The organism is Gudongella sp. DL1XJH-153, assembly GCF_049310905.1.
Lineage (GTDB): Bacteria > Bacillota > Clostridia > Tissierellales > Tissierellaceae > Gudongella.
In genome coordinates this window covers 1-19,096 of record NZ_JBMEMN010000017.1, presented here as the reverse complement: position 1 = coordinate 19,096, position 19,096 = coordinate 1, and the positions used below count along the sequence as shown (strand labels likewise).

The following is a 19,096-nucleotide window of genomic DNA, read 5'->3' as shown; positions in this document are numbered from 1 at the left end:
AATAAAAATCCATAGTTTTAAGTTTTTATTTTACCTTAATCAAATGCGATAGTATTTTCAATGGGTAAAGTGTCTGTCTGTTGAGTATCGTTCAACCCAAGGTATTCCGCAATTATGTCTCTTACCATAGGAGCTGCATATCCTCCTGATCCTCCTTGGAACAATACAGCTGCAACAGCTATTTCAGGTTCATCATAAGGAGCAAAACCTACAAACCAAGCAAAATCATCGAATGTATCTCCGGTAGAAGGATTTATTCCACTTCTTTCGGCAGTACCAGTCTTTACACCCACCTGCACTGGGAAATTCTGAAACACACGTCTTGCAGTTCCATCATCTGCAACCATCTCCATTCCTTTTTTTACATGTTCCAGATTCTCGTAGTCATTCATTTCTATCAATTCACCCTGGGCTTCATGTTCATACAAAATTGATACATTGTTATAATTCCTTATGCTTTCAATTAGTGTGATTTTATTCAGATATCCTCCATTTGCTATTGTAGCGACGTAGTTTGCCATCTGAATTGGTGTATATGCACTTTGACCCTGTCCAATAGTTACGTTCAAAGTATCCGAAATATTCCATCCTGCCTGATTTAGATATGTGTATTTAATCTTGTCAGCCAAACCTTCTCTTTCACCAGACAGTCTCATTTCAGGTTCAATTCCCATATCATAAAGTCTTCTTACCACTTCTGCTCTTGATAAAATTTCTTCCAATTCAGTCCAGCTGGTTATTTCTTCTATTGTTTCCAGAATTTCTTCTTCGCTAAAATCTTTGCCCTCCATGATATAGCTTTCGATGCTTCTTTGAAGCATTTGCTTTAAAAGATATTTTGTAGTTATTATTTTCCTTTGAGGATCTGGTACTCCTCCTGATACTTCTCTCGGGATATTGATTTCTATTCCAGTCTTGTCATTTAGTCCAAGTTTCTTGGACATTTCAACTATATCCTCAATCTCTATCTTAACTCCAATGTCCTGTCCTGTTCTTTGATTTCTACCCATTGCAAGAGTATAGAAGTAATAGTTGCAAGAGTCTCTCAGTGCTTCATAAAAGTTCTCATAACCATGTGTACCACCTGTATTGGTATAAATCAGGCAATGAAATCTCTTGTCGCCTACGGTAACATAACCCATGTCCCTGATTTTAAGAAGAGGATTAAGGCCTTTTTCCAAAGCTGTCAGTCCTGTAACCATCTTGAATGTTGAACCTGGCTGCACTGCCGTTTGAGTGGCTATGTTGTATAAAGGTCTAGGTGCAAGAGGGTTTTCTGAATCCTCTGGAAACAAACTCAGCCAATCTGTATTGTTGATTCCAGTTGAAAATAGGTTTGGATCAAATGATGGGTAACTTACCATGGCCAGGGTTTCTCCTGTTTTAACATCCAATACTACTACTGCACCTGAGTTTGCATTAACATATGGTCTGCCTTTACGCCTGTGGATGCCGAAAGGATAGTCCCCCCACTGACTTGTGTAGGTACCACCTTTGCTTAGCTCGTCAAGAGTATGTTTCATGGTCTCTTCTGCGGTTTTCTGCAATTTCAGGTCTATTGTCAGGTAAATATTATCTCCTGGAACAGGGCTTATCTCTTCTATTACATTTGTTGTGTTTCCAACAACGTCAACTTCAACTTTTCTAATGCCGCTTTCACCGTTTAGCTGCAATTCATAGCTTTCTTCAATTCCAGTCTTGCCGATCAATGTACCAGGTGAATACCCTTCCTGTCTTATATACTTCTCTATTTCCGGTGCTTGACTTATCTTTCCAATGTAACCTAGAATATGTGATGCAGTCGTACCTTCAGGGTAAACTCTTACCGGCTCAATTGATACATCAATGCCTGGCACTCCAGACAGTCTTTCTTCAATTTTTGCAACGGTTTCATCCTTGATCCCGTATGCAATATTAATCGGCTGGTATGCAAGATATCCTTGAATGCTAAGCTGATTGATCAATCCCAGAAGAGATCTTGCTTCATAATTCGATATTTCCTCATCTATAATGTAGCTGTCTTTGACTGATTCAAATGCCTCTTCAAGTGGAGTTCCCATCTCAATTCTATTAGCTTCATACCAGTTGTTTCGATTATTTATATGAACGTATTCAAACTCTCCGGATACAGAAATCCTAGGATTGACTCCACTGCTAATAAGGTGAGTCTGTGCCTGGTAACGAATCCTTTCGTCATTAATGAACACCGACAGAATCTCCTTATCTTTGATATAATTAATCAAATATTCCAATGGATCCTGGTCTTCAATTCCTGTTGTATCAACAAAACTATATAATAGTTCCGTTCCTTCATCATTCATTCTGATCTGTACTGGCGGGTTCTCACCATTATCCCTCAAAACTTCCAGTAGTATCTCTCCTGGAACAAGATAATCTTCTGTTTCTTCGTCAATTACAATTACCCTGCTTAGAAATGAGTATAGAGATATTTCTCTAAACAGATTAATAAAATCTTGTTCAGCAGTAGTTTCCATAGTAATAAAAGAATAATCAGACATAAGAGAAACCTTCTGCTGTAGATAATCTTCGTCATAGATCAATACGAAGTCCTCAACAATGACATCCTCCTGCAGATTGTGCCTGTTTAACAACTCAAAGGCAATCAACCTTGCCACAGGATGGTCTACTATTTTTCTGGTGTTCACTCTGTTGTTATCAAGCATCTCCAGCAGCTTAGTTCTATCTTCAGGTATACTTCCATCAAGGGAATATACATCAGGATTCTTATCACTGAGAACATCCTGAGCCCTTTTAAAGATCGAAATCTCAAAATGTTCATCATAGGGTTTCCTAAATTCCATGGTTATGAATTCACCTAGTAATCCATTGCTCAGCAGTAAATCCACAACCTTATCCATTGGTCCTACCTCATTAATAAAATAGGATTCAATTGAGCTGTACTTAAAATAATCCAATTCAACTGGATAATCATTTACATACTCTGCACCATCTGTTTCAAGAAGTCTAACCAGCTGCAGCAAATTTTCATTTCTTGCTTCCCTGTCGCCAAGATTTAACTCATCTTTTAATAATTGCACAGTAAATGTAGGTACATTTCCTGCAAGAAGTCTTCCGTGTCTGTCACGAATCTCTCCCCTGGGAGCTGTGGTATAAACTTCTTTTACTCTTTTATTATCGGATAAGTCTCTATAGTAATCACCTTGGGCAATAGTCAGGGTAGCCAGTCTGAAAACAAGCACTATGACAATTAGAACAAGAAAATATATCATTAAACTGTATCTGTTGAATAGTTTTTCTCTAAGCTTCATACTGCTTCTACCTCCTGCCAAATCTTAAATTTGGCTGTATGAATATTCTTTGCAAAATCATAAATAGAATTACTGCAATAAGTCCATTGTACACTATTTCCATTGAGAATGTTTTCCTTACTGCTTCGACAAAAATTATGTCTCTTGATAGAAAAAATTGAATCAGAGAATACATAAAGTTGTAAAATATCGTCCCCAATCCCGCAAATATAAACGGGTTTATTGCATTTTCCCTAGTAAGTGTGTTGTGAGCAAATCCAGTGAAATATCCTATGAAAAACAATATAAATCCATTTACTCCTATGGTCACTGAAAATAGCACATCTTGCAACAAGCCAGCCAATAGACCAAACATTGAACCGCACACTCTTCCCTTTTTTAATGAAATAAGAACGATTAATGCAATCGCAGTGTTTGGAACAACACCAAAAACTCCGATATATGGTATCAGAGTAGCTTGGATTATTGTATTAAATAATATTGCCATGGTAATCAGTAAAACAATCAATGAAATCCCTCATTCAATTTACAATAACAAATACGTTGTACAACTTTTTGAAGTCAACAGCTGGTTTTATTACAATTGTTTTTGTCAGTTCTTCCTGACTTGTACTTATTTCTGTAACTTCCCCAATATACACGTCCTTTTTGTAAACTCCTCCAAGACCGGATGTATATAGTTTGTCTCCAACAATTACATCAGCCTCAAAGTCGAAAAGATAACCCTCAAGCACACTGTCGACACTTCCTGAGAGCACGCCACCATCTTGAGTTCTGATTACTTTAAAAGACACACTGCTTAGTTCATCGATTAATGAGGTAACTTTTGACCAATTGTCTCCGACATCAACAACCTTACCTATGATGCCTTCCTGATATAGGTTCTGTTCAACCTCTACCCCCTGAATAACAGTTGCACCCTTGACAATTCCATCATCAGTTCCAATATCAATAACGAACCTGTCAAACCAGTTTCCCGGTTCTTTTCCTATTACTTGCCCTTTTATAAGATTGAGTTCTGTAGATTTGGAAAGCTCCAGTTCATTTCTAAGGTAGTCTGTTTTTCCAATTATATTAATAAGATCCAAGTTCTCCGACTCCAACTTTTTGATCTCATCTCTCAATAATTCATTTTCCGACTTCGCATCAAAAACATCTTCAATTGAAGAGAAAAACCCGGTTGCTTTTTCTCTTGCAAAAGTTACACCATTTGTCAATGGTGACAACAGATTACCAGTGAATCTCTCAATCCCAGTTATAGTAACCCTTTCTTTACTTGTTTGCCCAATTACAATAAGCAGAATGATAGCGATAAATATCACTATCATTCGTTCCTTGTATTTTCTTAAGAAATACATGGTATCACTACCTTAATCTATTATTTCTTGAGGAAGTTCTCTTCAAAATTTCAATACTGTCCAATGCCTTTCCAGTTCCATTGGCAACACAATCCAGAGGGTTTTCTGCTACAATTACAGGAATCCCTGTTTCTTTTGTAATCAATAAATCCAAACCATTTAGCAGAGCTCCTCCACCAGTAAGAATTATACCGTATTCCATTACATCCGATGAAAGCTCGGGAGGTGTCTTCTCAAGTGTTGATTTGATGGAATCAATAATATTATTTACAGGCTCTCTCAATGCTTCGTATATCTCCTTGGATGCTATTTCCAAGGTCTTCGGCAAACCACTTACCAAGTCTCTTCCTCTTATCTCCATTGATCCCAGTTCCGGATCATTGACAGCTGATCCAATTTTAATTTTAACTTCTTCAGCAGTTCTCTCACCAATCATAAGACTATATTCTTTTTTTACGTAATTTACTATATGGACATCCAATTCATCTCCACCGACTCTTATTGATTTGCTGGTTACAATACCACCAAGAGATATTACTGCAACTTCAGTTGTCCCACCACCAATATCTACGACCATGCTACCTGTTGCCTCGTGTACAGGCAAGCCAGCACCTATTGCTGCCGCCATAGGCTCCTCAATCAAGTAAGCTTCCTTAGCTCCAGCTTGAATTGTCGCTTCTTCAACAGCTCTCTTCTCAACCTCAGTTACACCACTTGGAACACATACAACTACTCTAGGTTGAAACAATGATTTCTTTTGAGTAGCCTTTTTAATGAAATACTTTAACATTTCCTGTGTAATATCAAAATCAGCAATAACACCATCCTTCAATGGTCTTATGGCTACAATATTCCCAGGTGTTCTACCAATCATTTTCTTTGCATCTTCACCTACTGCAAGTACATTTTTTGTATTTCTGTCAATTGCTACAACTGAAGGCTCCCTTAATATTATTCCCTTGCCTTTTATATAGACTAGTGTATTCGCTGTACCTAAATCTATTCCCATATCTTTTGTTAGTGCTTTAAATAAAACCATTTTACTCCTCCATAATTACATTAAATTTTTCTCTTTCATACTAAGAAAGACATCATTGCCGATTATTATATGGTCCAGGACCTTTATGCCAATGATATTTCCCGCTTCAATAAGTCTTTTTGTTATGTTGATATCCTCATTGCTTGGGACAACATCACCACTAGGGTGATTATGTAACAGAATAACCGAATTCGCATTTTTTTTGATAGCAACATTAAATACATCCCTGGGATGTACGATAGAAGCATTCAGTGTTCCGATTGAAATATTATCTATACTTATAATCTGATTTTTTGTATCAAGTATAGCTATATTAAAATGTTCCTTATGAAGCAGCTTCATATCTTCCATTACCAAATTAGCTACAACATCAGGAGATGTAACCCTTACTTTATCATAAGGAGTCAATCTTTTCATTCTTTTTCCCAATTCAATTGCTGCCATTATTTGAGCTGCCTTGCATTCGCCGATACCTTTAATACCAGTAAGGTCTCCAATTGAAGCATCCCCAAGAAAAGCAATACCTCTGTTATCAATTGATAACATTCTACGAGATACCTCAATAGCAGTTTCACTTCCTGTACCCGTTCTGATAATAACAGCCAGAAGCTCCGAATTTGAAAGCGCTCCTGGTCCCATGGCCAATAGTTTCTCCTGAGGTCTTTCGCTTAAAGGAAGATCCTTTATTGTATTACCCCTATACTCTGTCTTGATCATCTCCATAAGAAATATCACCCTTTATCACAAGATATGAATTATTGCAATTAACTAAAGGTAAACTGTCACATACATTACTATAACAGATTCAAATTAAAAAACAACTTAAGACTGCTGTTAAGTCTTGATATGGGAAGCCCCATTACATTGAAGTAACATCCTTCAATCTTCTCAACAAGTAGTGCTCCCTTGCCTTGAATACCATAAGCTCCTGCCTTGTCATCAGACTCCCCGGTAGAAATGTAGTCTGAGATTTCTATTTCACTTAATTCCCTGAAATAAACATCTGTAGACTCGTATTCTACTATCTTGGTAGGTCCGGCTAGATCAATGATCGAAAACCCGGTAATGACTCTATGCTTTTTACCGCTAAGTTTTAAGAGCATTGAAAAAGCCTCCTTATCATTCAAAGGCTTGCCCAGAATCTCATCCTCAAGAACAACTAAGGTGTCAGCTCCTATTACAATTCCATCCCCAGCTTTACTGGCAACATCGATTGCTTTCTGAAAGGAAAGGCTCATTGCAGTTTCTTCAGGAGTATTTTTATAACTAACATACTCGTTTATATCACTTGCTATTATTTCAGGTCTAACACCGCACTGTTCCAGAAGCTCTTTTCTTCTGGGTGATCCGGATGCCAAAATTATTCTTTTCATATTGTCTCCTGTCTTGAAAATAGTACCCTGAAATTCTTCTTAAGATTGTCTACTATATAAATTGAAGACAATCCTACAAAATATCCAGAAAATAGACTTACCAACAGCAAAAATGGCAGATAAGAATAAATCCTTGTGTTGCTTAACATCAGAACGGCGACAGAAACCTGTGCAAAATTATGTGCAGCAGCTCCGATTATGCTTACTCCAATTAAACTGAATACCTTCGAAAAATATCTGTATGCAATGAACATTAATATGCAACTAAGTATTGCTCCAGAAATACTGTAAATAAAACTGGATACGCTTCCCGTCACCAACATCAGAACAGTGCTCTTCAACATTGCAACTTTAATGCCATCTTTGAAACCAAAAACAACCAGTGTTACAAGAACAACCATGTTGGAAAGTCCAAGTCTTGCTCCTGGCATAGCTATGGGCAATGGTATTGATGATTCAATAACACTTAGGGCAAGACCCACTGAAACGAGAAGGGATATAAATATCATTTTATTTGTTTTTCTCATGTCTACCCCACTCTAATAATTCATTATATCAATATCATCTTCACTGGAATCCCCTTTTACCTCGATTACCAACTTATTTGGAAGACAGACAATTGTTTCCCCAATTCTTGATATATAGCCTTGTTTGACATCTATCTTATCGGGACAATCTGCCTCTATTACCCTTACCTGTTCATCTCCAATTTCTATAAGATTGTATCCAAATTCAGTCTGTACCGGTATGGTATGTCCAATCAATTGCTCATCGTAAAGTATCTTCTTGATTTCCTCTCCATCTACTTGTACACTGATATATTTCTCTTGCTCTGAAAAAGCATATCTGTTGATATAAGCAAAGGAAAAAAAACTTAGCATAACTATGAACAATATTAGAATTTTATCTCCTTTTTTCAAATCAATCATCCTTTTCAAGGTCACAATATCACTACTATAGTTTATCACTTGTAACTTTTATTTACAAGTTACAAAAAGGAAAAATAGAGCCCATCGGGCTCTATTCTAGCTTGCGAATTCCTTTGCAAAATCTTCACTTATTATCGATGAATTGTCTATTGCATTTGTTGGACATTTCTCTATACAAAGCAGACAATCTATACACTTATCATAGTTTATGCTGGCCAGATTGTTCTCAAAGCTAAATGCTTCTGTAGGACAATTCTTAACACAAATTTTACACCCTATGCAACCAACTGAGCAGTATCCTCTAACAAGTTTTCCTGGGTCTTCGCTTTTACATTTCACTACTGCCGTTTTATCATAAGGTACCATTTCGATTATTTTAACAGGACATATTTCAACACATTTATTACATGCAGTACACTTATCTCTGTTTATAACTGCTATACCATTTATCATTCTGATTGCATCGAATGGACAAACATCATAACATGTTCCACATCCAAGACATCCGTATGAACATTCTTTCTGTCCTCCAGCCAATGTTGCCTGAATTCTACAATCCTGAATTCCATGATATATGTATTTGTCTTTCGCTTTTTCACAATCTCCCTGGCAATGAACAACAGCAACTTTCTTCTCCATTGTTGCAGCATTTACTCCCATTATGGTTGCCACATTCTCTGCAACCTTCTGACCACCTATAGTACAGGCAGTTACTGCTGCTTTCCCTTCAGCTATTGCAATTGCACAGCCTTCACATCCCGGGTACCCGCATGCTCCACAGTTCGCACCAGGTAATGCATTCAAAACCGCTTCAACCTTAGGGTCTACTTCAACTACAAAAGCCTTTGAGGCAATTGAGAGCAGCACTCCGAAAAGCAATCCCAAGCCGCCGAGAACAACAACCGGATTAATTATATTTGTCATCTCTCACACCTCCTAAATCAATCCAGCAAAGCCTGTAAAGGCTATGGACATTAAACCAGCGGCAATCAGTGTTATTGGAAATCCTGCAAGCGCTTCAGGAATATCCGCTATATCCATCTTCTCTCTTAAGGCAGCAATCAAAATCAGCGCCAAGAAGAAACCTAGTGATGCACCTACTGCGTTTGTTACTGTCTGTATCAATGTAAAGCCTTCTTGAATATTAAGGATTGCAACACCTAGGACCATACAGTTGGTAGTTATCAAGGGAAGAAATACTCCCATTGCACTGTATAAACCAGGACTTATTTTCTTAAGTGCAAGTTCAACAAACTGCACAAGTGATGCTATGACCAATATAAATACTATTGTCTGTAAGTACTGTAATCCAAGGTTATCCAAAATATTCCTCTGAATAATGTATGTTATTATAGATGCAAATGTAGTTACAAAAGTAACTGCAAGTCCCATACCAGTTGCTGTCTCCATCTTGCTGGAAACACCAAGGAAGGGACATATTCCCAAGAATCTTGCGAATACGTAGTTGTTGACTAATATAGTTGAGACCATAATAGCAAATATACTCATCTTGATACCCCCTTCTCTTAGTTAATTGCCTTGTTTTTTATTGTAACGTTGAATATTCCAATTATTATACCCAGAAGAATAAACGCTCCCGCAGGACTAACAAATACAGCCGCCGCCTGGAAACTTTCTCCAAACAGATTCATTCCAAGAAATGATCCTGAACCAAGAATTTCTCTTACTGTCCCTAGCGCTATTACTGCAACTGAGTATCCCAATCCCATTGCAAGACCATCAACGGCTGATATGAACACGCCATTTTTTGATGCGAATGATTCTGCTCTAGCAAGGATCAAACAGTTAACTACAATCAACGGAATAAATATTCCCAGTGATTGATACAGTGACTGTGCATAAGCATTCATAAACATCTGAACCATAGTTACGAATGTTGCGATTACTACTATGAAAATTGGAATCCTTATTTTAGATGGTATTAGTTTTCTTATAATTGAAATAACAATATTTGAAAGCATCAATACTGCAATTACAGCAGCTGACATACCGATACTGTTTTCAACTGTATTTGTTATTGCCAGAACTGAACACATACCAAGCATCTGTACTAGAACAGGATTCTCCTTGATAATTCCATGTTTAAATATTGTAGAGATTTTCAATGACTACACCTCCCTTTCTAGTTGGAAAGGTTGTTAGCGAAAGCATCCAAAGCTTCGTTAACACCTTTTACTACAGCATTGGTTGAGACTGTTGCACCTGATAACATCATAACCTCGTCATCTCCTGCTCCTTCTCCTGAAGCAGTAACATTTCCACCTGCTCCTTTACCTTCGAAGGATTCAGCAAAACCCGGATCATCCACTATTTTTGATCCAAGTCCTGCAGTCTCACTCATTACAAGCACCTTTATACCAGCAAGTGTACCATCTGCATTAACTCCAACAAGAGTTGTGATGTCGCCAGCATATCCACCAGTAACGGTTGACATTGCATATCCAATAGTCTCACCCTCGCTCAGAACTTCAGTTACTTCTCTGATAGAAGGATAAGTTGAGGCAATTTCTGCAACCTGAGCTTCATCATACTCAACAGAGTCATCTGCATCAGGAAATAATTCCAGTATGGCACTTAGACTTTCCATTTTTTCTCTTTCTGCGATTACAGGTCCCGTTATGGAGTTTACTCCTGCAAGGATCCCTCCTGCTATTGAAGTTACCAATAATAAAACTAATCCAAGTTTAATAGTATCTTTCATTTATTTTACCTCCCCAAAAACTTTAGGTCTTGTGAACTTCTCGATTAATGGAGTGGCCACATTCATGATAAGTATTGCATAGCTGACGCCTTCAGGCAATCCACCTTTAACTCTTATCAGAGCTGTCAGCAGACCGCAACCTATTGCAAAAATAATTTTTCCCTTGGGAGTTACAGGGGATGAAGCATAATCGGTTGCCATGAAGAATGCTCCCAATATGAGTCCTCCACCAAATACATGGAATATCAGGTTACTTGAGTCAACACCAAGCAGCATCAATACAACAGTTGTGGTAGCTATGTAAAGCACTGGGATTTTCCAGTCAATAACGTTTCTGATAATCAAGTATACTCCACCAATCAATAGCAAAATCGCTGATGTTTCACCGATTACTCCACCGATGTCTCCGAAGATCATACTTTGAATTGCAGGTAAATTGCCTTCTCCTGATTTTAGTATCCCTAGTGGAGTTGCTGCACTTATTCCATCAGGATTTACATATGAGGACATTATTCCAGGCCAAGATGCAACCAATGCTGCCCTTGCACCAAGAGCCGGGTTCATAAAGTTCTGCCCTATTCCGCCAAAAAATTCCTTTACGATTATGATTGCAAAAGCTGCTCCAAATACAGCTACCCACCATGGAGCTCCCGCTGGTAGATTCAAAGCCAGTAAAATCCCGGTGACAATAGCACTCATATCCATTATTCTAACAGGTTTTCTAAATAATTTTTGAATTCCATATTCAAATATTAAAGCTGCAATAACAGTTACAAGCAGCAATCTTATAGCATCAAATCCAAAGAAATATACACTACCGATCATTGCCGGAACCAATGCAATTATTACATCCAGCATGGTTCTTTTCACCGATTCATCAGACCTGATATGCGGTGACAGGGATACAATCAGCATATCATCCAGAACGACAGTGTCATTGTTCTTCGAATCAATTACTTTTCCATCCATTCGACTTCCTCCTAACCTATGATTTTTTTCGTTTTGCAATGATTTCTTTTTTTATATTTCTGATCGACTCAGAAAGTGGTCTCTTTGCAGGACAAATAAATGAACATGCTCCACACTCTACACAAGCCATTGCAGAATAGCTATCAGCTCTTTCTACATCGTTCTTTAATGCATAAGCACTTATAAACAGAGGCTGTAATCCTGATGGACATACATCTATGCATTTCCCACACTTAATACAAGGTAATACCTCTTCTTCCCTGACATCCTCTTCTGGAAGTACAAGTATTCCGCCAGAACCTTTTATAACGGGGACATCAAGTGTAAACTGAGCAATACCCATCATTGGTCCTCCTGAAATGACTTTTCCAGGCTTCCCATTGAATCCACCACTTTGTCTAATTAATTCTGAAAAAGGAGTACCGATTCTCACTAAAAGGTTTTTAGGTTCAACTATTCCTCTTCCTGTTACAGTTACAACTCTCTCATATAACGGTTTCCCATGCTGGATTGCATCAGCAATAGCTTTGGCAGTGGCTACATTGGAAACTACAACTCCAACTTCAAGTGGAAGTGCTCCTGTACCTACACTTCGACCAGTTATTGCATAGATTATACTCTTTTCTGCTCCTTGTGGGTACTTTGTCTTCAATACAGCAACCTCAATGCCGTCTTCCGGCTTGATGGCTTTGTTGATAGCCTCTACTGCATCCATCTTATTATTTTCAATTCCTATGTAAGCTTTTTCTACGCCCAATGCTTTCTTTATTGCTTTAAGGCCAAATACAATGGATTCAGCATTTTCCAACATCACTCTGTGATCACTAGTCAAATACGGTTCACATTCTGCACCATTAAGTATTACAGTGTCAATTTTCTTGCCATCCGGAATAGAAAATTTAACATGAGCCGGGAAGCTTGCACCACCCATTCCCGTAATTCCATTATCTTTTACAAGACCAATAATATCTTGTGGGGATAATTCATCCAGGTTTCTTCCTTTAGCAGACTCGTGCATCTCATCAGTGCCATCATTTTCGATTACAACACACTTTGATTTGGCACCGGTTGGTGTATACATCATTTTGATTTCCTTTACCGTTCCAGCAATGCTGGCATGAACGGTACCTGATACAAAAGCTCCTGTTTCCCCTATTTTTTGTCCTATTGTAACTCTGTCGCCAACGTTAACAACCGGTTCGCAAGGTGCACCGATATGTTGATGCATTGGTATGTAAGCAAATTGAGGGATTTCAGCAACTTCTATCGGCTTGCTTTCTGCCAGTTCCTTAAATTCAGGAACATGTACGCCTCCTTTGAAAGTCAACTTACCTTGGTTCATTTTTATTCCACCTCTTTACTTGATATAATTTTAGCAATTCTCGATAAATTTTTACCTAAAAATTGCACTTATGGGTATATTATAACATTAAATATTATTAATGTATATAAATCTGGGTATATATATATGCAGTCTTTGGGAGATTGGAAAAATGGTTTGGTGCGAGTGATGGGACTTGAACCCATACGCCAAGTGTGGCACATGCCCCTCAAACATGCCTGTCTGCCGATTCCAGCACACTCGCACAATACAATGGATAAAACAGTCGGGTGACCGTTTACTTGGAAATGTTACTAATCCATTATAATATCTTTCTCCTCAAATTTCAATCCTAATTTGTGCTCATTGTCAGATAGCAATTCTCCAATCCATTATATAGATTATAGTATGTTGGTTCGAGATCACCTGATATCCCTGAATCCACAAGCAGCGCTTTGTTTCTAAAAAGAAGGCTACCATATGGAATTGTCTCTACATAATATTGTTGAAACTCCTCGTATGTCTCAATTTTCGAGTTTTCATCCCAAACGAGCTCCATTCTACTTAAAATCTCTTCTAGATTCTCATCAGAATAATGAGCAAAATTATAAATGCTGTTCATACCCAGGAATGTCCTAAATGCGGGGATAGTGGATTGCTCCCAATGAAGCAGAGAAATATCATAATCCCCTTCTAAAATAATCCTTGTCATGTCCTCAGCTAACCCTTCTGAACTTTCACCTGATGGATGTATAATCTGCAGCGATAATCCAATTTCTTTCAGACTTGTTTTTAGCATCTCAGCTGTCTTCATTTTTAGATCAGATGAATGATTTACGAGCATCCTCAATACAATTGGATTGCCTTCAGAATCTTCAAGTATCCCATCATTATCACTATCGACAAACCCGGCGGATTCGAGCAAATCTCTTGCATTATCGACATTGAATCCATATCTATCAGAACTTAAGGAAGCAAGGTAAGATGATGGGTGTAAAGGTGTGTCCACCTGTGTTCCATGCTGCAAATACACTTTATCTATTATGGATTGCCTGTCTATACCGTAAAAAATGGCTTTCTTTAGTGAATCTGCTCCTTCCATTGAAAATAATCCAGTCATATGATTGAATGCGAGAATTTCATGGTCACCTGAAACATATTCATAAATGGAAATTCTTTCATTGTGCTCGTATTTGTCCCAATCCACACCTATAGTTGGTGCCATGTGCAGTTTTCCAGTTTCAAAAGCCGTAAGTATTAATTCCCTATCGTCATATATTTTCCCAACTATGTATGAAATTTGTGGTTCTCCATCTCTGTACTGTTCATTTGACTCCAAATGAACTTCCTTGAATTTTATATGCTCTGCAAATTTATAAGGACCTGTCCCAATTGGGATGTAATTCTCCATAACCAAGGCGTCAGCACCTTTTGCCTCCGGTATTATTGGAAAGGTAAGTATGTCGAGTACATTACCAGTTGCCTCTTTGAAGCTGATTTCAACTCTTGACTCTGACAATGCCCTGGCTGAGATGATGCTTAAATCTTCAGTTAGTGATCCATTTCTAACAATTTTCCCATAAAAACTATCTGCTCCAGCCTGTTTCATTATTCCTATTGTAAAGACAACATCATCTGCATGAAGTTTTTCCCCATTGTGCCAATATATATCTTGTCTAAGAGATACCTCCACCGTCTTTCCATCTTCGCTGATGGTATATGTACTGGCGAGTCTTGGAATAGGTTGAAGGTTCTGATCATACTCAAACAGACCCTCAAAAATCAACTTGCTTAAATGATAATAGCTCAGATTGTCCATATACAAAGGATTAAGAGTCTTAAAACTCGTCAGGGGCAAGCTGATACCAGCATTATCGAAGATAAAATAATCTACGCCTTCTTCAATTTCTCCGATATCAATAGAATCCTGCTCAGATGAACAACCCGATATTGAAAATAAAACTATTGCTATAGTAAATAAGATCATTGCTTTCTTCATTTTTTTCTACCTTAATCCTTTGATTATATTTGTGATAGACTTTCTTATATCCAGTAATATCTTGTCAAACATAGTATCGTTGGAACTGTAAAAAGTATTCCCATATACAAATTCATATGCTTTTTTATTCTTTTCTACACGACTGACATATTCACGAGTTTCAGGGAAGGGAATTGTATGAAGGGTCACTCCATCGTTGCTGTGATCATTACTGAGAAGCCAATGAGAAACATTACCACTTCCCGCATTATAGGCAGCTAAGGCTACTTCTTCACTCCCATACTGATCCAGCAATTGTCTAATATACCATGTTCCCACCTTGATGTTAAAATCAGGGTCATAAAGCATATCGCCTGAATAATTCTCAAACCCAAATACTTCTGCTGCCCATTTACCCGTAGATTCACCTATCTGCATTAATCCTCTTGCATCCTTAGAAGATCTCGCATCCTTATCAAAGTTGCTTTCTGCCTTGATAACACCCATCACAAGCATAGGGTCAAGATTATAATCTTCCGAATACTGCATGACAGAATCCTTGTACACGAAAGGATATGCCATTGCCACTGCTGATATTGTTAGAATCAATATCAGCGCTGTCATTAATATAACTGAAAATATTTTTTTCATAATTCACCACTATCTATATTCATCTAGAAAATCTAGAACCTGCTCTCTCGAATGTTCTATACTTCCTGAGTTGTCAATAATCCTATCTGCCAGTCTTTTCTTTTCTTCGATGTCAAATTGAGCATCTATTCTGGAGATGGCCTGCTCAGGATTATAATCATCCCTCTCCATCAATCTCCTCATCTGAGTTTCCTTGTCACAATAAACCAACCATATTTCATCGAAAAAAAGTCCCGATTCTTCAATTTCATCCTTGGATTCAAACAACAAGGGTACATCAACAAAAATTACATTTTCAGAATCACGAGCTTTCTCAATTTTTTCAATTATGGATTTCCTTATAAGAGGGTGAAGTATATTATTTAGAATATTTCTCTTACCCTCGTCATTGAATATTATATTACCCAGCTTTTCTCTGTCAAGTGTACCGTCCTTATCAATAATGTCATTGCCAAATTCCCGAACTATTCTTTCCAGTCCTTCACTATCCTTTTCAACGACTTCCCTTGCTGCCTCATCTGAATCAATAAGTTTAAAGCCTTCTTCCAGAATCATATTACTGACTGTAGATTTACCTGTCGCAATTCCTCCAGTGATTCCAATTATTCTAGTTTTACTTTGTTTCATACCAACTCTCACCTTCCAGTATGTCAACCTTCAAAGGCACATTAAGTTTAACAGCATTTTCCATGGTTTCCTTCATCATTTTCTTTACCAAATCCGCTTCATCCTTGTGAGCCTCAATTATTAATTCATCGTGTATTGTCAAAATCAATCTGGATCTTAAGTTGTTTCCCCTTAGATTTTTAAACACTTTGACCATAGCCATCTTTATAATGTCAGCAGCACTTCCTTGAATAGGCATGTTCATGGCTACCCTTTCTCCAAAGGATCTTATATTGTAATTTCTTGAAGCAAGTTCAGGTACATATCTTCTACGATTAAGAAGTGTCTCGACATATCCGTTTTCTTTGCCCTTGGCTACGGCATCATCCATATACAACTTGACCCTGCTGTAGTTGTCAAAGTAATTATCAATGTATTTCCTTGCTTCCTTTCTACTTATACCGATATCTTTAGAAAGGCTGAAATCAGATATTCCATATATTATACTAAAGTTTATTGCCTTTGCCTTGTACCTCAGGTCTGATGTAACCTCATCCTTGGAATAACCAAATACTTCTGCAGCTGTCTTGGTATGAATATCCTCATTATTGATAAATGCATCCATCATCTTTGGATCGGATGAAATATGAGCAAGCAGTCTTAGTTCAATCTGCGAATAATCTCCATCCAAAAATACAAAATCCGGAGCCTGTGATATAAATGCTTTTCTTATTAGCCTTCCTTCCTCAGATCTTATGGGTATGTTCTGCAGGTTGGGTTCTGTACTTGAAATTCTTCCAGTTGATGTGACGGTCTGATTAAACCTTGTATGAATCCTACCGGTATTTTCATCAATCATCCCCCGCAATCCTTCAATGTAAGTAGATTGCAACTTTACAAGTTGTCTGTACCTAAGGATTTTCTCAACAATATCATGCTCATGTCTAAGCTCATCCAACACTTCCGCGTTTGTTGAATAACCGGTTTTAGTTTTCTTTATTACAGGCAGTCCAAGATCCTCGAAAAGAACCTCCCCTATCTGCTTGGGCGAATTGACATTAAATTCTCTTCCTGCAAGCTCAAATATTTCACTTAATAGTTCCTTGATTTCAGAATCAAAAACCTTGCCGAGTTTATCCAGCTCTTCTTTATCGACTTTGACTCCATAATATTCCATATATGCCAGTACCTCAACCAGAGGCATCTCTATTTCATTGAATAGCTCATCCATGTTTCTTTCGTGAATTATTTCCAGTATTTTGGAATCAAGCTTTTCAATAGTCTCCAAAACAAAGGACATGTAGGTTTCAATAAATGAGCTCTCCAATTCTCTCACTTTTTTTCTATTTTTTCCTTTTCCAAGCTCACCTTCAATATCTGGTCCTGATTCCTTAAAGTATTCCTCTGATAATTTGTTTACTGATAAATTACTCTGACTTGGATTTATTATATATTCACCGATGGATGCATCAAAATGAAGACCTTTGAAATCCCAGCCCATCTGTATTGTCTTAAGCAGATCAGATTTTGAATCCAGACCTGATTTTTCTATTATTTGATCTTCAAATATTCCTTTTAATAATTCCATACCCTCTTTATCAATGTCCTTGAAAAAGATAAGTCGACTTTTCGAACCTTCAGGCTTAACGCCAATACAAACAGGTTTCTCCTTGAAATAGTTTTCTTCTGTCAGTATCTTAAATGATATTTTGCCCTTTTCCCTTGATTCTTCAGCCAATGCGTGAATCTCATCCGGGTCTTTGATTACAGCTATTTCATAGCTCATTATTTCCTTGTTTGATTCAATATCTTCCATATCGAGCTTTCCAAGCAAACTCTTAAATTCAAGATTTTCATAAATCTCTTTCAAACGTTCTACATTTTCCTCGCCAACAAACAAGTCCTCGATTGAAAAATCAAGTGGGACATTTACTATTATCTCTCCAAGCTTCTTGCTTAAAAAGGCCATCTGCTTGTTTTCCACAAGCTTTTCCTTTAATTTTCCACTGACTGAATCAATGTTTTCATAAACACCCTCAATATCTTTAAACTCCTTGACAAGTTTTAGGGCCGTCTTCTCGCCTACACCAGGTACGCCAGGTATATTGTCTGACTTGTCTCCCATCAGTCCTTTAACATCTATAAACTGCTTCGGTTCAATACCATACTCTTCAACTATCCTTGATTTGTTATAACTTTCAATTTCAGAAATACCTTTTTTTGTTATAAGAACATCTGACTTGTCACTGGCAAGTTGAAGGTAATCCTTATCCCCGGTAACCAAAAGAACATCCATACCTCTTTCTTCACCAAGTCTTGCCAAGGTTCCTGCAATATCATCAGCTTCATAATCATCCATATCAACGGTCTTGATTCCAAGGTGATGAAGTACTTCCTTGATTATTGGGAATTGCTGTGAAAGTTCACTTGGTGTCTTGTCCCTGGTTCCCTTATACTCACTATAATCCTTGTGTCTTAGGGTTGGACCTCTTCTATCGAATGCAACACAAATATAATCCGGTTGCTCCTGTTCTCTTATCCTGTAAAACATTGTAAGAAATCCATAAACTCCATTTGTGTATTCCCCTCCCTTTGTTGTCAGAAGAGGTAGTGCATAAAAAGCTCTGTGTACAAGTGAGCTTCCATCAATTATCATCAATTTTCTTTTATCCATAAGTGGCCTCCAATTTCAATAGTCCTATACCTAGTATACATTATTGATGCCACAGAATCCATAATGACAGCAATAATATTCTAATACATTCCTCCCAATAGGAGATAATGTTAGTGTAAAATAACTGTAGGAAAAATAAATGAGAATAGAGCTCCGTATGGTATGATTAATTTTGAGGAAAAAACC

The 19,096-nt window shown here is 37.6% G+C and carries 18 protein-coding genes and 1 tRNA gene; all 19 read right to left on the bottom strand.

From position 1 onward, the window contains the following. Positions 1-35: 35 nt before the first annotated feature. The 19 genes from ACOEN1_RS07915 to polA all read right to left on the bottom strand — a co-directional run bounded on the left by ACOEN1_RS07915 (position 36) and on the right by polA (position 18,910). Positions 36-3,290 (bottom strand): penicillin-binding transpeptidase domain-containing protein, encoded by a 3,255-nt coding sequence (locus ACOEN1_RS07915; protein WP_422486258.1) that lies wholly within the window; start codon positions 3,288-3,290, stop codon positions 36-38. Between the two features lie 7 nt (positions 3,291-3,297). Continuing rightward, entirely contained in the window at positions 3,298-3,798 is a 501-nt protein-coding gene (gene mreD / locus ACOEN1_RS07910) for a rod shape-determining protein MreD (RefSeq protein WP_422486257.1), read from the bottom strand. A 13-nt stretch (positions 3,799-3,811) separates the two neighbouring features. Continuing rightward, positions 3,812-4,648, bottom strand: a complete 837-nt coding sequence (mreC, locus tag ACOEN1_RS07905) for a rod shape-determining protein MreC (RefSeq protein WP_422486255.1) — start codon at positions 4,646-4,648, stop codon at positions 3,812-3,814. 7 nt (positions 4,649-4,655) lie between these two features. Beyond that, on the bottom strand, positions 4,656-5,687 hold the full coding sequence (locus tag ACOEN1_RS07900; RefSeq protein ID WP_422486253.1) for a rod shape-determining protein: 1,032 nt from the start codon (positions 5,685-5,687) through the stop codon (positions 4,656-4,658). A gap of 15 nt (positions 5,688-5,702) precedes the next feature. Further along, positions 5,703-6,410, bottom strand: a complete 708-nt coding sequence (gene radC / locus ACOEN1_RS07895) for a RadC family protein (RefSeq protein ID WP_422486251.1) — start codon at positions 6,408-6,410, stop codon at positions 5,703-5,705. Positions 6,411-6,481: 71 nt separating this feature from the next. Beyond that, positions 6,482-7,060 (bottom strand): Maf family protein, encoded by a 579-nt coding sequence (locus ACOEN1_RS07890; protein WP_422486249.1) that lies wholly within the window; start codon positions 7,058-7,060, stop codon positions 6,482-6,484. Beyond that, positions 7,057-7,587: a Gx transporter family protein gene (locus tag ACOEN1_RS07885; protein ID WP_422486248.1), complete on the bottom strand. Its 531-nt coding sequence runs from the start codon at positions 7,585-7,587 to the stop codon at positions 7,057-7,059. The genes ACOEN1_RS07890 and ACOEN1_RS07885 overlap by 4 nt, the downstream gene beginning before the upstream one ends. Before the next feature lie 12 nt (positions 7,588-7,599). Further along, entirely contained in the window at positions 7,600-7,980 is a 381-nt protein-coding gene (locus ACOEN1_RS07880; protein WP_422486247.1) for a NusG domain II-containing protein, read from the bottom strand. A gap of 105 nt (positions 7,981-8,085) precedes the next feature. Continuing rightward, positions 8,086-8,913, bottom strand: a complete 828-nt coding sequence (locus ACOEN1_RS07875; protein WP_422486246.1) for an RnfABCDGE type electron transport complex subunit B — start codon at positions 8,911-8,913, stop codon at positions 8,086-8,088. A gap of 12 nt (positions 8,914-8,925) precedes the next feature. Further along, on the bottom strand, positions 8,926-9,504 hold the full coding sequence (locus ACOEN1_RS07870) for an electron transport complex protein RnfA (protein WP_422486327.1): 579 nt from the start codon (positions 9,502-9,504) through the stop codon (positions 8,926-8,928). 11 nt (positions 9,505-9,515) lie between these two features. Continuing rightward, positions 9,516-10,115, bottom strand: coding sequence for an electron transport complex subunit RsxE (gene rsxE / locus ACOEN1_RS07865; RefSeq protein ID WP_422486245.1), 600 nt, complete (start codon positions 10,113-10,115; stop codon positions 9,516-9,518). Positions 10,116-10,132: 17 nt separating this feature from the next. Then, on the bottom strand, positions 10,133-10,711 hold the full coding sequence (locus ACOEN1_RS07860; protein ID WP_422486244.1) for an RnfABCDGE type electron transport complex subunit G: 579 nt from the start codon (positions 10,709-10,711) through the stop codon (positions 10,133-10,135). After that, complete coding sequence (locus ACOEN1_RS07855) at positions 10,712-11,680, bottom strand: RnfABCDGE type electron transport complex subunit D (RefSeq protein ID WP_422486243.1); 969 nt, start codon at positions 11,678-11,680, stop codon at positions 10,712-10,714. Positions 11,681-11,696: 16 nt separating this feature from the next. After that, positions 11,697-13,022: an electron transport complex subunit RsxC gene (gene rsxC / locus ACOEN1_RS07850; RefSeq protein ID WP_422486242.1), complete on the bottom strand. Its 1,326-nt coding sequence runs from the start codon at positions 13,020-13,022 to the stop codon at positions 11,697-11,699. Positions 13,023-13,179: 157 nt separating this feature from the next. Then, positions 13,180-13,266: transfer RNA gene (locus ACOEN1_RS07845), tRNA-Leu, on the bottom strand. An 87-nt stretch (positions 13,267-13,353) separates the two neighbouring features. After that, a complete protein-coding gene (locus tag ACOEN1_RS07840) occupies positions 13,354-15,000 on the bottom strand; it encodes an ABC transporter substrate-binding protein (protein WP_422486241.1) in 1,647 nt (548 codons plus the stop codon). Positions 15,001-15,006: 6 nt separating this feature from the next. Continuing rightward, positions 15,007-15,630 carry a lytic transglycosylase domain-containing protein gene (locus ACOEN1_RS07835; protein ID WP_422486240.1) on the bottom strand — a complete coding sequence of 208 codons (624 nt, stop codon included), beginning with the start codon at positions 15,628-15,630 and terminating at the stop codon, positions 15,007-15,009. Positions 15,631-15,639: 9 nt separating this feature from the next. Continuing rightward, positions 15,640-16,257 (bottom strand): dephospho-CoA kinase, encoded by a 618-nt coding sequence (gene coaE / locus ACOEN1_RS07830; protein ID WP_422486239.1) that lies wholly within the window; start codon positions 16,255-16,257, stop codon positions 15,640-15,642. Then, positions 16,244-18,910, bottom strand: a complete 2,667-nt coding sequence (polA, locus tag ACOEN1_RS07825; RefSeq protein ID WP_422486238.1) for a DNA polymerase I — start codon at positions 18,908-18,910, stop codon at positions 16,244-16,246. Before polA ends, coaE begins: the two co-directional genes overlap by 14 nt. Positions 18,911-19,096 lie beyond the last annotated feature (186 nt).